Genomic DNA, 14138 nt, shown 5'->3' on the forward strand with positions numbered 1-14138 from the left:
GTACGGGTCCGGCTGATCCGGCCCCGGAGCTGACGGCCCGCCCCGCGCCGCAGGTTGTCCCGCTCACCTACCGTGACCAACGGCGGGCCAGACGGGTTGACCATCACTGGACCTCACCATGCAGGGTCGAGCCGTCGCGACGCGGTTCGAGATCACGGACGCTCAGGGACAACCCGGAGTGGCGATCGGGGGTACCCGCAGCACAAAATCCGCCACGGGTCCGCCCCAAGTCAGAGGGATCCGGGCAGGGTACCGCCCATGATGGGACTGCCGCGCCGGCCGAGGGGGACGGCGTGGACCGAACGACGAGAGGGAGAAGACGTGACCGCGACGGTAGGCCGTCAGGCGCAGGCCGCGGCCCGCGCGAGCGAGGTGTGGAAGGTGTACGGCAGCGGGGAGGCACAGGTGATCGCACTTCGCGGGGTCAGCTGTGAGTTCGAGCAGAGCCGGTTCACCGCGATCATGGGTCCATCCGGTTCGGGCAAGTCGACGTTGATGCACTGCCTCGCCGGGCTGGACTCCGTAACCCGAGGCACGGTCTCGATCGGCGAGACCACGGTCACCGGCCTGGGGGATGCCGGTCTGACCAAGCTGCGGCGCGATCAGGTCGGATTCATCTTCCAACAGTTCAACCTGCTGCCGACGTTGACCGCGAAGGAGAACATCCTGCTGCCGCTGTCGATCGCGGGGCGTAAGCCGGACCCGGCCTGGTTCGACACGGTGATCGAGACCGTCGGCCTGCAGGATCGGCTGGGTCACCGGCCGGCGCAGCTCTCCGGTGGGCAGCAGCAGCGGGTGGCGTGCGCGCGGGCACTGGTCAGCCGCCCACAAGTGATCTTCGCGGACGAGCCGACCGGCAACCTCGATTCCCGGGCCGGCGCTGAGGTGCTGAAGTTCCTCCGCAACTCGGTGCGGGAGCACGGGCAGACCATTGTCATGGTCACCCATGACCCGACCGCTGCCGCCTACGCCGACCGGGTGGTCTTCCTCGCCGACGGACAGATCGTCTCCGAGTTGATCGAGCCGACGGCGGAGACGGTGCTGGACACGATGAAGAAGCTCGACACCCAGGTCGAGGTGGGCGACTGATGTTCCGGGCGACCCTCAAAAGCCTGTTGGCACGCAAGCTCCGGCTGCTCCTCTCCGGGTTGGCGGTGGTACTCGGCGTCATGTTCGTCTCGGGCGCGTTCGTGCTCACCGACACCCTCGGCCGTTCCTTCGACGCCGTCTTCGCCGACGCGTACGAAGGGGTGGACGTCAACGTCTCCGCGAAGCCGCGAATGGAGGTGGGTGACTTCGAGGGCGAGGCGGTGGCGGCGCCGGTGCCGGCCGAGACGGTGGAGCGGATCCGGGGCGTTGCCGGGGTGGCCGACGCCACCGGCATCGTGGCCGCCGACGGCGCGCGCCTGATCGGCAGCAATGGCAAGGTGGTCACCTCCTTCGGGCCGCCCCAAATCGGTGCGAACTGGGTGGGCGTGAGCGATCTCGTGCAGCTGCGCGAGGGCCGGGAGCCGCAGGCAGCCGACGAGATCCTGGTCAATGCCGCCCTGGCCAAAGCCGGCCGGGTCGCCGTCGGCGATCGGGTGGGCGTGCTCACGCTCGAGCCGAAGCAGGAGTTCACCATCGTTGGTGTCTTCGGCTACAGCGGAGGCCGCGACTCCATCGGCGGCCTCAACGAGATCATGTTCACCACTCCGGTGGCGCAGCAGTTGATGCTCGGCCAGGGCGACGCCTTCACGAACGTCACGGTCACCGCCGCAGACGGCGTCACCAACGATCGGCTGCGCGACGACATCGCCGCCGCGCTCGGGGCCGACTTCGAGGTGAAGACCGGTGCCGAGCTCTCCGCGGACGCCGCGGCGACGCTGAAAGAGGGCTTGTCCTTCTTCAACCGAATCCTGCTCGGCTTCGCCGCGGTGGCACTACTGGTGGGCACATTCCTGATCATCAACACGTTTTCGATCATCGTGGCGCAGCGCACCCGGGAGTTGGCGCTGATGCGCGCCGTCGGGGCGGGCCGCCGCCAGATCATCGGCTCGGTGATCCTGGAGGCGGTGGCGGTCGGCCTACTCGCCTCCGTGCTCGGCCTCGGCGCTGGCGTCGGCATCGGCGCGCTGTTGGCGTACCTGTTCGGCAACCTCTCCGGCGGGCTGGACCTGGCGGGGATCGGCGTACCGCCGGCAGCGGTTGTCGGGGCGTTCGGCGTCGGCCTGATCATCACGGTGGTGGCGGCGCTGCTGCCCGCGCTGCGGGCGTCCCGGATCCCGCCGATCGCGGCGATGCAGGATGTCGCGACACCGGACCGGTCGCTGACCAAGGTCACGGTGGCGGGCGCGGCGGTGACCTCGATCGGCGCCACGCTGCTCTTCCTGGGCCTCGGCGGACACGCTGGCGGCAACACCCTGATCACCATCCTCGGCGGCGTGCTCTTCGCCTTCATCGGGGTGGCGTTCCTGACCCCGCTGATCAGCCGGCCGGTGGTCGGTCTACTCGGCGGGATCTTCTCCTGGTGGATGCCGGGCAAGCTGGGCCGGCTCAACTCCGGACGAAACCCACGCCGTACGGCGATCACGGCGGCCGCGCTGATGGTCGGCATCGCCCTGGTCACCGGGGTCACCGTCATTCTGGACTCCACCAAGAGCAGCATCAGCGGCCTGGCCCAGGACACGATTAAGGCCGAGTTGGTGATCGCCGGCGCGCAGACCGGGCCCCGACCGTCGACGTTCGACCCGGCGGTGCTGGAGAAGACCGCGGCGCTTCCCGAGGTGGCGCTGGTCGGCGGATCATACGGCGATCTGGCCCAGGTCGGCGACGAGCGCACCTGGGTGGGCGCCAACAGCGACGTGTCGACGCTGACGCAGATCTTCGGCGCGCGGGCCACCGCCGGGGACATCAGTCGACTCGGGCCGGATCAGATGCTGGTCAGCTCGGATGTGGCGGCCTCGCGCGGACTCTCCGTCGGCTCCACCGTGCCGGTGCAGTTGGCCCGCGCCGAGGCGAAGACCTACACGGTCAGCGGGATCTACGAAGCCGCTGACTTCCTCGATCCGATCACTTTGCCGGCGACCGCGGCGCAGGGCTTCACCATCCCCCAGCCGATGATGGGCTTCATCCAGCTCACGCCCAATGCCCAGGCCGCTGACGTGCTGCCGCGGGTGGAGACGCTTCTGGCGGACAGCCCGGAGGTGTCGGTGGCCGACCGGGACGCGTTCATCGAGCAGCAGACCTCCCAGCTCGACGGCCTGTTGCGAATGATCCAGATCCTGCTGATGTTGGCCATCGTGATCGCGGTGCTCGGCATCATCAACACCCTGGCCCTGTCGGTGCTCGAACGGACCCGGGAGCTCGGGTTGCTCCGCGCGGTCGGCCTCGGCCGGGCGCAGACCATGGGCATGATCACTGTGGAGGCGGTGGTGATCTCGGTGTTCGGTGCGCTGCTCGGCATCGCCGTCGGCTCCGGCCTCGGCGCGGCCGTCGTCGAGGCGTTGCGCGACGAGGGCATCACCGACCTGGTGTTGCCCTGGGCGGACATGGGGACGATGGTCGGCCTCGGCGCGCTCGTCGGCGTCCTCGCCGCGGTGATTCCCGCGGTCCGCGCCGCGCGCATCGATGTCCTGGGCGCTATCGCCCACGACTGAGCCAGCTCGGAAGGGCCCCGGGCACCGGGGCCCTTCCGCACGCTGTGGGAAGGCCGGAGCGACGGCGCGCTACCGAGCGCCGAAGGCGGCATCTGGGGAGCGGTCCCCGAGCAGCGCCGCCAGGAGCTCCAGGTCGGCCGCGGCCAGGCTCGCCAGTTGGTGTACGTCGGCGCAGGGCTGCACCGGCACCTCCGCCGGTACCGCGAGGACCGCCGCACCCGCGGCGAGGGCACTCGCCACCCCGGCCGGGGAGTCCTCGATCGCCACGCAGCGGCCGATCGGCACGCCGAGCAGTCGGGCCGCGGTCAGGTAGGGCATCGGGTGTGGTTTGGCCGCATCCACCTCATCCCCGCACACCACCGCGTCGAAGCTGTCCCGCCCCAGGGTGTCGAGGGCAACCTCCACCAACGCCCGAGCGCTGGAGGTGACCAGGGCCGTCGGGATCCGCGCGGCACGAACGGCGCGCAGCAGGGTCAGCGCGCCCGGCCGCCACTGCAGCCCGTCGCGGAACAGCTCCAGGATCCGTGCGTTGATCCACGCGGCGCTGGCCTGCAGGTCGCGTTCCGGCTGGCCCAGGTCCTCGTGGAGGAGTTGCATCGAGGCCGCCATGCTCGTTCCGATCATGGCCTGGCGGGTGGTCGCGGCGAGCACGCCGCCGTAGCTGACCGCCAGCTCGTGCAGTGCGATGTCCCACAGCTTCTCGCTGTCCACCAGCGTGCCGTCCATGTCGAAGAGGACGGCGGCGGGATGTTGGGCGCTCAGGGTGGGCCTCCTCCGGGTTGGCAACACCTCCGATGCTGCCAGCCCGCTGCCCCAGCCCCAACACCGATCCCGCGGACCAGTGACATTCGCCGCTGGCCGGGAAGCAGCCGGGCGGAGCGCACCACGTTCGGTGGCGGACAACCACGCGCCAGCACCGGTGCGTGGACACCGCGAGGAGCTTCCCTCCGGCGCGGCCTAGCTCCGCCACGGATCGTTATTGCGTACGTGACCCTTCGCTCAGCTCTTCGGGCAGCTCTGTCGTGACCACGGAGAATCAGCGGGGACTGCCTCGGACCGGATCGGGTCGTCCGGTGCAGCGGGTTCCGGTGGTGGCGGTGAGTACGCTGATCACCTTCATCACCGGCCTCAACATCGCCCTGGTGGTGATCGCGATGCCAACGATCCGCGCTGCACTCGAGTTGGATTCGAGCACCCAGCAGTGGTTGGTCTCGGCGTTCTATCTGGCGATCGGCCTGGTGCTGGTACCCGCGGGCCGATTCGGTGACATACACGGCCGGCGCAACATCTTCGTGACCGGCGTGGTGGCGTTCGTGGTGGCGAGCGCAACCGCGGCGTTGGCCACACACGAGGCGTGGCTGATCGCCTCCCGACTGGTTCAGGGCGCGGGCATCGGGCTGGCACTCGCCCAGGTATTCGGGGCAATTCAGCGGATATTTCCCCCTCGGGAACGGGGACTTCCGTTCGGAGCGGTCGCCGCCGGGATCAACGTCGCCCGGCTGATCGGTCCGGTACTCGGCGCCGGGCTGATCGCCGTCGGGGGTGCCGAGTGGGGCTGGCGGTGGGCCTTTCTGGTCAACGTGCCGATCGGGATCGTCATCGCGGTTCTCGGGTGGCGATTTCTCCCCGTCGCGGAGCAGGCCGAGCGGCCACGGATGGATCTGGTGGGCGCCGTCCTGTTGATGGTCGGGCTGGGCGTGGTGTGGCTGATCCAGGGTCAGCAGATGCCGGGTTGGTTGACCTGGACGCTCCTGGCCACGGCGGTGGCGGTGCTGGTCGGGTTCGTACGCTGGGAGACGCGATACGCCCGGCACGGTGAACCGATGTTCAACATGAGGCTGTTCCGGTTCCGCTCCTTCTCGGCGGGGATCATCATCGCCATCTGCTACGCCGCCGGCTACGACGGCATCTACTACCTGATGTCGGAATATCTACAACACGGACTCGGCCATGACGAGTTGGTGACCGGGATCGCGCTCACCCCACTGCCCCTGGGAGCCGCCATCAGTGCGGTGATCTCCGGGTCCAAGGCGGGGCGGCTCGGCAAACCGTTGGTGGTTGCGGGCCTGCTCCTCGCGGCGGTCGGGCTCACCGCCCTACTCGTCGCCGACCTCCTTCTTCCCGACCCGGACTCCCCGCACGCGGCCACGCTGCCGCTGCTCCTGTTCGGGCTGGGTGGCGGACTGATCACCTCGGGGGTGGCCGGCGGCCTGGTGATCGCCCCGAACCTGACCGTTGCCCTCTCTCCCGTGCCACGGACCCAGGGCGGCAGCGCTGGCGGGATGCTCGAGGCCGGGCAGGCACTCGGCGGCGGTCTGGGAGTTGGTCTCGTCGGCACGGCCCTCTTCGCGAGCCTCGACCGCACCGGCGACTGGTTGACCGCCTTCCGCATACCGGTGCTGGTCATCGTCGGGCTCTTCGCCATCGCACTGACAGCGTCCCTGATCAATCTCTTCTCGCCCGACCGGTCCGTTCCGTCCGCATGACCACACCGACCACGGACCACCGGCACCGCGCCGGCTCCGCCGGCCAGGAGCAGCGAAAGCTCAGCGTGCGTCCGCCGCCACGTTCAGGACGTACCGACCGTAGTCGGTGTGCGCCAACTCGGCACCGAGAGCGTGACATGCCTCGGCGTCGATGAATCCCATCCGCAGAGCCACCTCCTCGAGACAGGCGATATGGATGCCCTGCCGCTGCTCCAGGGTCTGCAGGTAGTGACTGGCCTGAAGTAGCGAGTCATAGGTACCGGCGTCCAGCCAGGCCAGCCCACGGCCCAGATCGACCAGTCTCGCCTTACCCCGCTCCAGGTAGACCTGGTTGACTCGGGTGATCTCGACCTCGTTACGCGCCGACGGACGAACATTCTTGGCGATATCCACCACGTCGTTGTCGTAGAAGTACAACCCGGTGATCGCCCGATTCGACCGGGGCACACGCGGCTTCTCCTCGATGGAAATAAGCCGACCCGTCGCGTCGGTCTCCCCCACCCCGTACCGCTGCGGATCGGTGACCGGGTAGCCGAACAACACACACCCGTCGATGTCCCGGCTCTCCGCCTGCAGCCGCTCCGAGAACCGGTAACCGTGGAAGATGTTGTCGCCCAGAATGAGGGCAACCGGGTCGGGTCCGACGTGCTCCGCACCGATGATGAAGGCGTCGGCCAGGCCCCGCGGAACCGGCTGGGCGGCGTACGAGATCGACAGGCCGAACCGGGAGCCGTCGCCGAGGAGCCGCTCGAACAGCGGCAGGTCCCGTGGCGTGGAAATGACCAGGATGTCCCGGATCCCGGTGAGCATGAGCACCGAGAGGGGGTAGTAGATCATCGGTTTGTTGTAGACCGGCAGGAGCTGTTTCGACAGCGCCAGGGTCACCGGGTGCAGCCGCGTCCCCGAGCCGCCAGCCAGGACGATGCCCTTCACCTGAGTCCTCCTCACGACGGGATGTCTCCGTGTCGTCCCGCCGGGCAGTGCCGCGGGCGGGCGCCGCCACCCCTCGACCTGAAACCGGACACACCAGGACTCCCAGCCGACCGGTGGCTACCCGGCCGAAGTCTGATCGGCGGTGCTCCGGCAGCGCTCAAGCCGGGCTCGGGTCGTCCCGGTTTCAGGCCGGCTGCCGCTCCCCCGCCGGTCGGCTCCGCACCGGCCGAGTCACCTGCTTCGACACACACGACGGCATCCCCGCCGTCGCCTCCGACGCCATCCGTCGGTACGTGCTGGGGGGCACGCCCACCAGTTCGGTGAACCGCGTGCTGAACGTCCCCAGCGAGGAGGAGCCGACCGCGAAGCAGACCTCCGTCACGGTCATGTCGCCGCGTCGCAGCAGCGTCATCGCCCGCTCCACCCGCCGGGTCAGCAGGTACGCGTACGGCGACTCACCGTAGGCGAGGCGGAACTCACGACTGAGATGCCCGGCGGACATGTTCACCCCGCGGGCCAACGCCTGCACGTCCAGCGGCTGCGCGTACTCCCGGTCGATACGGTCCCGAACCTGCCGCAGTCGCGCGAGATGGCGCAGGCGGGATCGGACCTCGTCCGGGTTCGGCTGCTGAGCACGCACGCACGTATTCTGCAGAGACTCCCCGCCCCCGTCCAGCCGTTCGCCGTCGACTCGCCGGGACGAGGTTCGATTCGCCCTCGAGCGCACCCGGAGGTCGGGGCCACAGGATCGGCACGACGCGATCCAACAATGGTCCGGATGCGGCACCGGGTGCCGGCAGCCGCATCGACCGCTGGGCGAAGGAGTCGTTCGTGCCGCCGATCACCTTGCGGGAGCTCGAGCTCCTCATGCGCCAGTACGTCTGGGACGGGGACTGGCAGTCGTTCGAGCACGCCCCAGACCAGCCCTTTGACGAGTTGGGGTACGACTCGCTGGCGTTGCTGGAGACGCACAGCCGGATCAAACGCGACTACGGCGTCCCGATCTCCGAGGACGACCTGGAACGCGTCCACACGCCCCGGGCACTGGTCGACTTCATCAACGACCACCTCGGGTCGTAACGGCGGAACGGCCCGCCGTCAGTCCGCTGGCGGGGTGATCCGCTGACGCGCCACGGCGAGCAGGCTGCCGTCCTGGCCGCGACGGAGGCTCACATCGACCACCTCCTCCCCCGAGAGATCTCGGTACATCATGACGTCGACGTCGAGCACGTCGTCGGCGTTGGCGTTGGCCACCAGACAGACCTGTCGGTCCAGGACCCGCCGGCGCAGGAAGCCCGCCACCGACCGGCCGAGCGAGCGCCACAGCTGCAGGACAGCCCAATCCACGATCGAGAAGTACGACGCGAAGTACAGGAGGCCGACACCGTTCAGATCGCGGCTGGCGCTCACCTGATAGGTCAGCGCCACGCGAACCTCCGGCGGTGGCTCCCCCACCGACCGGAACCCGGCGGCCCGGCGGACATTCGACACGATGCGCCGCGGTGTGTACTCGTCGGCGATCTGCTCCAGGTGATCCACCCGGAAGCCGACCGGCGTGGCCCGCCGCAACCCATGGTTCGTTCCCGCACCGGAGCGCTGAATCCACCGGTTGAACGTCTCGACATGCAGGCAGCCGGGCGTGTCGTAACGGAAGAAGGCGTCCGTGCCGGCAGCGTCCCCGCTCAGTGCCGTGCCGGATGCCCCCTCATGGCGGCTGATCTGGTGCACGGTCAGCACCGAATCACCACCGCAGGAGAAGACCTTGGAGCGTACCCGCAGCCGGTCACCGAAGGTCAACTGCTCGACGGACAACTCCCGGCAGGCCTGAACCCGGAAGTACGCGAAGGAGAGATAGACCGGGTTACCGTCCGGATCCACCGCGGAGTAGGGGTCAAGGTGGCAGGCGGCGCCCACCGCGTCCCACGTCCAGTCCCCGAGCTGCCCGACGAAGAGCGAGTTGGGGCCGCACATCGCCGGCGTGATCAACTCGACGCGTCCCCACCAGTCGCCCGGGCCGCGAACCAGCGCCGGGCGGCCGACCTGGGTGAACGGGGCCGGTTGGTAGGTCACCATCTCGCCTCCACAATTCTGGAGGGGCATATCCCCTCCGTGGCTGGTGTTCGGAGAAAGCCGGGTCAGGGCGGGGAAATCCCGAGGCGGGCAGCGGCGGCGGCGAGCTGCTCGGCCTCCCGGTACGGGCCCGCCGGCGGGCCGAGCAGCGCAAGCACCTTGCTGTGCCCGGAGCGAACCTGCGGCAGCCGCCGCGCGAGTGTCGCCAGGCCGTTGCCCGGGCCACACTCGACCAGCAGCTGCGGCCCGGCGTCCGCCAGGGTCGTCAGGGCCGGCCAGAACAGCACCGGGTCCACCGGATGACGCGCCCAGTACCCGGGGTCCCCCGCCTCGGCGTCGGTCAGGTAGCCAGCGGTGTACCCGGAAACCAGGGGTATCTGTGGCGGTCGGGCCGGCAGGCTGGCCAGCAACGGGCCGGCGGCGACGGCCACCGGACGGAGTAGCTCGCTGTGGAACGGCACCGTTGACGGCACCGGCGCCCAGGTGTAGCCCGCACGGCGGAGCGCGTCCAAGGTGGTCCGCAGTGGCTCGGCCGCACCCGCGATCACGGTCTGCCGGGGGGCGTTGACCGCACCGATGTCGACCCCCGGCCGGAGGTGGGGCTGCACCTGGTCCCGGGACGCGGCGACGGCCGCCATCCCGCCCGCCGGCACCGTGGCGAACTGGCCAACCCGATGCCGCACGATCCGGACCGCGCTGGCCGGATCGAAGATCCCGGCCAGCGTCGCCGCGGCCAGCTCGCCGATGCTGTGCCCGAGTAGAACTGCCGGCCGCAGTCCCCAATCCATCAGGAGCCGGCCGAGCGCATAGTCGATCGCGAAGAGCAGCGGCTGGGAGCGGTCGGCATGATCAATCGGTACCCGGGGCGACGCGGCGAGCCAGTCCGAGCGGAGCTCGTCTCCGGCCGCCCCCATCAGCAGGAACAGCTCGTCCATCACCCCCGCGAATGCTGGTAGGTCGCGGTACAGCCCGGTACCCATCCCCTGGTACTGAGCGCTCTGGCCCGGCATCAACAGGGCCAGCGGGCCGGTCAGGCGGCCGACAGCCATCGGTTCACGAGGTCAACCAGCTGCTGCGGCGTCTCCGCCGCGCTCACCGCCTGCTCGGAGAGGTCAACGCCGTACTCGCGCCGGATCACGCTCTGGGTCTCCAGGAGCGCGAGGGAGTCGTAACCGAGGTCAGCGAAGGCCCGTTCGGGGGCTTGTTGGAACGATTCGGTGGACTCGTCGTCCCCCGCGCACCTATGCATGATCTCCTCCAGGGCCGACAGTGTCATCTGCTCCATGCCGTTTCCCTCCTGATCGGGTGGGTGCTTCACGGTCGGTGACTCCGGCTGCTCCGGTGCGGCCGGGGGCCACGGTGCCAGGCCGGAGCACCATGGCGGAGTTGAAGCCGCCCCGGCCCCGGGCCAGTACCAACGCAGGTCCCGGCTGCCATGGTCGGGGCACACCGGTGACGAGATCCAGCCGCGCGCCCGGGGCCACCGTTCGCACATTGACCGTCGGTGGGATGAGCCCGTCTCGCATCGCCAGCAGCGCACCGGCGAGGTCGACCGGGGCGCCGCCGGAGCTCATCCGTCCCGTCATGGTCTTCGGGACCGTGACCGGTACCCCCTGCGGACCGAAGACAGCCGCGATGGTCTCGGCCTCGGCGCGGTCGTCGGCCGGCTGGCCGGAACCGTCCGCGAAGACCACCCCGACCTCCCGGGGGCTCACCCCCGCATCGGCGAGAGCGGCCTCCACCGCACGGCCCAGACCCCGCTCACCGCCATGCCGGGCCGCGGCGTCGAACGTCGCGGCGTATCCAGCGATCTCCCCGTAGATCCGGGTACCGCGACGGCGGGCCGCGGCGGCCTCCTCGACCACCAGGACCGCGCCCCCCTCGCCGGGAACCTGGCCCCGGGCGCGGAGGTCGAAGGGAAGGTAGGCGGTACGCGGATCCTCGTCGGTGCTCAGTGTCCCGTCGCTGATCCGGGCGACCCACCCGTACGGGCAGAAGGAGCTCTCGAAACCGCCGGAGAGCATCAGCCGTGCCCCCTTGCGGATGTTACGCCGGGCCTGCGCCACCGCGTCGAGCCCGCCGGCCTGGTCACCCACGACGACGCCGGCCGGGCCACGCATGGCGTGCCGGATGGACAGCTGCCCGGTGTTGACGGCGTAGAACCAGGCAAACGACATGTAGACACTGACGCGCTCCGGGCCGGAACACCAGAGGTTCTCCAGCTCCCGCTGGCCGTACTCGAAGCCGCCGAACGCCCCGGCCATCGCCACCCCGGTCTCGCCCGGGTCGTAGGTGCCCGGCTCCACCCCGGCGTCGGCCAACGCCCACGCCGACGCCGTGAGGGCGAGCTGGGTCATCCGGTCGGTCTGCGGTAGCAGCCGGCGGGGCAGGTGCTCAGCCGGATCGAAGTCGTCGATCTCGCCACCCAGTCGAGCCGGATAGCCCCGTGCGTCAAAGCGGCGGATGGGGCCGATGCCGGATTCGCCGCGGAGCGTCGCGGCCCAGAAGTTCGCTGTCCCGGCGCCGTTCGGCGCCGCGACGCCGATGCCGGTGATCACCGCTGTGGTCATGCCGGACCCGCGCCCAACCGGGTGAGCACGATCGCGCTCTGGAAACCGCCGAAGCCGCTGCCGACGCTCAACACCGTGTCGAGCCGCTGCTCCCGGGCGTGTAGCGGGACGTAGTCCAGGTCAAGCTCCGGATCCGGCTCGCGCAGGTTCGCGGTGGGTGGGACAACGCCCTGTTCGAGGGCGAGACTGCAGGCGGCGATCTCGATCGAGCCGATGGCACCGAGCGAATGACCGATCATCGACTTGATCGAGCTGACCGGGGTCCGGTACGCGTGCGGACCGAGTGCCCGTTTGAGCGCGGCGGTCTCATGTCGATCGTTCTGTTTGGTCGCCGTGCCGTGGGCGTTGACATAGTCGACGGACTGGGGCGAGCGCCGGCTCTCGGTCAGGGCAGCGGTGATGGCGGCGGCCATCTCGGCGCCGTCCGGCCGGAGGCCGGTCATATGGTAGGCGTTACTCCGCGAGGCGAAGCCGGCGACCTCGGCATAGATCCGGGCGCCACGGGCCCGCGCGTGGTCCTCGGACTCCAGCACCAGCGTGGCGGCGCCCTCGCCGAGAACAAAGCCGTTCCGGGTGCGATCAAAGGGCCGCAACGCGTGTGCGGCATCGTCGTTACTCGGGGAGGTTGCCCGAATGGCGTCGAAACAGGCGACCGTGATCGGCGAGATGGGCGCGTCGGTACCGCCGGTGACCATCACGTCGGCGGCGCCCTCCCGGATCAGATCGGCCGCGTGGCCGACCGCGTCCAGGCCGGAGGTGCATCCCGCCGAGACCACAGTGACCGGCCCCTGGGCGTTGCACTCCGTGGCGATTTCCGCCCCCATCGAGCCGGGCATGAAGTAGTCGTAGAGGTGTGGGCTGGCATACCGGTGATCCAGGACCCACTCCCGACCGGTGTCGCTGAGGGCGAGATACTCGGACTCCAGGTTGCAGGTGGAACCGACGGCAGTGCCGAGACTCACCCCAACCCGGGTGGGATCGAACCGGTCCGGCTCCAGGCCGCTGTCGACAATCGCCTCCCTCGTCGCGACCAGGGCGAACTGGGCGGCTCGGTCCAGTCGACGACGCTCTCGGTGGGACAGATCTGCCTGCGCCGCCTCGAAGTCCACCTCGGCGGCGATCCGCGACCGGAACGCGGCAGCGTCGAAAGCGGTGATCGGCCGGGTCGCGGTCCGGCCGGCGGTGATCAGGTGCCAGAACGCCTTCGTACCCACACCACCCGGCGCCACGACGCCGAGGCCGGTGATCACCACCCTTGGGGCGCTCACCGGGGCACCGCCATACTCGAGCCGGCACTCTCCCGGTCTGGTCGCGTGCCGCGCGTACGCTCCGCCCACCAGTCTCGGTTGTCGCGGTACCAGTTCACGACCGCGGCCAGGCCCGACTCGAACGACACCTGCGGGGCATAGCCGAGTTCGTGGCGGGCCTTGCCGTCGTCGAGGCTGTAGCGCCGGTCGTGTCCCAACCGGTCGGCGACGAACCGGACCGCGTCCCAGCTGGCCCCGCAGAGTTCCACGAGGAGTGCGGTGAGCTCCCGGTTGGTCAGCTCTACTCCACCACCGAAATGGTAGATCTCACCCGGGCGCCCCTGCTCCAGCGCCAGCTGCACCCCGCGGCAGTGGTCCGCGACGTGCAGCCAGTCCCGAACATTCTGGCCGTCTCCGTAGAGCGGCACCGGCTGGCCGGTCAGCAGGTTGGTGACGAACCGCGGGATCACCTTCTCGACATGCTGGTACGGCCCATAGTTGTTCGTGCAGCGAGTGATCACCACTGGCAGCCCGTAGGAGCGGTGATAGGCGCGGGCGAGCAGATCGGCCGCGGCCTTCGAGGCGGCGTACGGGGAGTTCGGTCGGAGCGGATACTCCTCCGTCCAGGCGCCTTCCGCGATGGTGCCGTAGACCTCATCCGTCGAGACCTGCACGATCCGTTCGATGCCGAGACGCAGGCAGCACTCCAACAGGGTCTGGGTGCCCAGCACGTTGGTCGTCAGGAACGGCGACGCGTCCTGTAGTGACCGGTCCACGTGGCTTTCGGCCGCGAAGTGGACGACCGCGTCCTGCCCCGGCAGCAGGTCGAGAAGGAGGCCCCGGTTACCGATGTCGCCCCGAACGAAGGTCAGCCGACGGTCGGCAGCCGGCAGGTTCGCCCGGCGCCCCGCGTACGTGAGGAGGTCCAGGACGGTGATCTCCGCGTTCTCGTACCCCGGATAGACGCCGTCGAGGAGGTTGCGTACGTACTGCGAGCCGACGAAACCGGCTCCCCCGGTCACGAGGATTCTCATGTCTGCGAGCCTCGCCGGAGACGACCGACCCCGGGTGGAGGTCCACTGGAACGGCGGTGGAGCGGGTCCACCGCCCCACCCGTCGCCGCACGCCACCAGCCGGGCTCCACCGGGGTACGAGCACGGTGCGCGACGGTGCTCGTCCGACAGGTCGTACGGC

Annotated in this window: 13 protein-coding genes; 4 read left to right on the forward strand and 9 right to left on the reverse strand. The window is 69.7% G+C overall.

Annotation, left to right across the window (positions count from 1 at the left end; all coding sequences use genetic code 11):
* The first annotated feature begins 321 nt into the window (after nt 1–321).
* Both H0524_RS00870 and H0524_RS00875 read left to right on the forward strand, forming a co-directional pair.
* Nucleotides 322–1089, forward strand: coding sequence for an ABC transporter ATP-binding protein (locus H0524_RS00870; protein WP_180196946.1), 768 nt, complete (start codon nt 322–324; stop codon nt 1087–1089).
* Complete coding sequence (locus tag H0524_RS00875; protein ID WP_180196947.1) at nt 1089–3638, forward strand: ABC transporter permease; 2550 nt, start codon at nt 1089–1091, stop codon at nt 3636–3638. Before H0524_RS00870 ends, H0524_RS00875 begins: the two co-directional genes overlap by 1 nt.
* Nucleotides 3639–3707: 69 nt before the next feature.
* Here the strand turns inward: H0524_RS00875 and H0524_RS00880 are convergent, their stop codons facing one another.
* Nucleotides 3708–4424: an HAD family phosphatase gene (locus H0524_RS00880; RefSeq protein ID WP_255435725.1), complete on the reverse strand. Its 717-nt coding sequence runs from the start codon at nt 4422–4424 to the stop codon at nt 3708–3710.
* Between the two features lie 287 nt (nt 4425–4711).
* Here H0524_RS00880 and H0524_RS00885 point away from each other — a divergent pair, with 287 nt between their 5' ends.
* Nucleotides 4712–6124 carry an MFS transporter gene (locus H0524_RS00885; RefSeq protein WP_180197116.1) on the forward strand — a complete coding sequence of 471 codons (1413 nt, stop codon included), beginning with the start codon at nt 4712–4714 and terminating at the stop codon, nt 6122–6124.
* 60 nt (nt 6125–6184) lie between these two features.
* On the opposite strand, the gene rfbA is transcribed toward H0524_RS00885, so the two are convergent.
* Both rfbA and H0524_RS00895 read right to left on the reverse strand, forming a co-directional pair.
* The gene (gene rfbA / locus H0524_RS00890; RefSeq protein WP_180196948.1) at nt 6185–7057 is read right to left on the reverse strand and encodes a glucose-1-phosphate thymidylyltransferase RfbA; all 873 of its coding nucleotides are present in this window, start codon (nt 7055–7057) and stop codon (nt 6185–6187) included.
* A 184-nt stretch (nt 7058–7241) separates the two neighbouring features.
* Nucleotides 7242–7697 (reverse strand): helix-turn-helix domain-containing protein, encoded by a 456-nt coding sequence (locus H0524_RS00895; RefSeq protein ID WP_018725033.1) that lies wholly within the window; start codon nt 7695–7697, stop codon nt 7242–7244.
* A 191-nt stretch (nt 7698–7888) separates the two neighbouring features.
* Here H0524_RS00895 and H0524_RS00900 point away from each other — a divergent pair, with 191 nt between their 5' ends.
* Entirely contained in the window at nt 7889–8137 is a 249-nt protein-coding gene (locus tag H0524_RS00900) for an acyl carrier protein (protein WP_309224967.1), read from the forward strand.
* A gap of 18 nt (nt 8138–8155) precedes the next feature.
* Here H0524_RS00900 and H0524_RS00905 read toward each other — a convergent pair whose 3' ends face one another.
* From H0524_RS00905 to rfbB, 6 genes are all read right to left on the reverse strand, one after another.
* Nucleotides 8156–9130, reverse strand: a complete 975-nt coding sequence (locus tag H0524_RS00905) for an LnmK family bifunctional acyltransferase/decarboxylase (RefSeq protein ID WP_180196949.1) — start codon at nt 9128–9130, stop codon at nt 8156–8158.
* Between the two features lie 62 nt (nt 9131–9192).
* Nucleotides 9193–10176 carry an acyltransferase domain-containing protein gene (locus H0524_RS00910; protein WP_180196950.1) on the reverse strand — a complete coding sequence of 328 codons (984 nt, stop codon included), beginning with the start codon at nt 10174–10176 and terminating at the stop codon, nt 9193–9195.
* Nucleotides 10158–10403, reverse strand: a complete 246-nt coding sequence (locus H0524_RS00915; protein ID WP_018215380.1) for an acyl carrier protein — start codon at nt 10401–10403, stop codon at nt 10158–10160. Before H0524_RS00915 ends, H0524_RS00910 begins: the two co-directional genes overlap by 19 nt.
* Nucleotides 10369–11697 carry a ketosynthase chain-length factor gene (locus H0524_RS00920; protein ID WP_180196951.1) on the reverse strand — a complete coding sequence of 443 codons (1329 nt, stop codon included), beginning with the start codon at nt 11695–11697 and terminating at the stop codon, nt 10369–10371. Before H0524_RS00920 ends, H0524_RS00915 begins: the two co-directional genes overlap by 35 nt.
* Nucleotides 11694–13034 (reverse strand): beta-ketoacyl-[acyl-carrier-protein] synthase family protein, encoded by a 1341-nt coding sequence (locus tag H0524_RS00925; RefSeq protein ID WP_309224968.1) that lies wholly within the window; start codon nt 13032–13034, stop codon nt 11694–11696. Before H0524_RS00925 ends, H0524_RS00920 begins: the two co-directional genes overlap by 4 nt.
* The gene (gene rfbB, locus H0524_RS00930; protein WP_180196953.1) at nt 12962–13978 is read right to left on the reverse strand and encodes a dTDP-glucose 4,6-dehydratase; all 1017 of its coding nucleotides are present in this window, start codon (nt 13976–13978) and stop codon (nt 12962–12964) included. Before rfbB ends, H0524_RS00925 begins: the two co-directional genes overlap by 73 nt.
* Nucleotides 13979–14138: the final 160 nt, after the last annotated feature.

This window comes from Salinispora sp. H7-4 (assembly GCF_013416675.1).
GTDB lineage: Bacteria > Actinomycetota > Actinomycetes > Mycobacteriales > Micromonosporaceae > Micromonospora > Micromonospora vitiensis.

Excerpts from the sequence above, each read along its gene's own strand:
- H0524_RS00905 (WP_180196949.1), bottom strand. The coding sequence starts at position 9,130 with ATGGTGACCTACCAACCGGCCCCGTTCACCCAGGTCGGCCGCCCGGCG.
- rfbB (WP_180196953.1), bottom strand. The coding sequence starts at position 13,978 with ATGAGAATCCTCGTGACCGGGGGAGCCGGTTTCGTCGGCTCGCAGTAC.
- H0524_RS00915 (WP_018215380.1), bottom strand. The coding sequence starts at position 10,403 with ATGACACTGTCGGCCCTGGAGGAGATCATGCATAGGTGCGCGGGGGAC.
- H0524_RS00875 (WP_180196947.1), top strand. The coding sequence starts at position 1,089 with ATGTTCCGGGCGACCCTCAAAAGCCTGTTGGCACGCAAGCTCCGGCTG.
- H0524_RS00920 (WP_180196951.1), bottom strand. The coding sequence starts at position 11,697 with ATGACCACAGCGGTGATCACCGGCATCGGCGTCGCGGCGCCGAACGGC.
- H0524_RS00910 (WP_180196950.1), bottom strand. The coding sequence starts at position 10,176 with ATGGCTGTCGGCCGCCTGACCGGCCCGCTGGCCCTGTTGATGCCGGGC.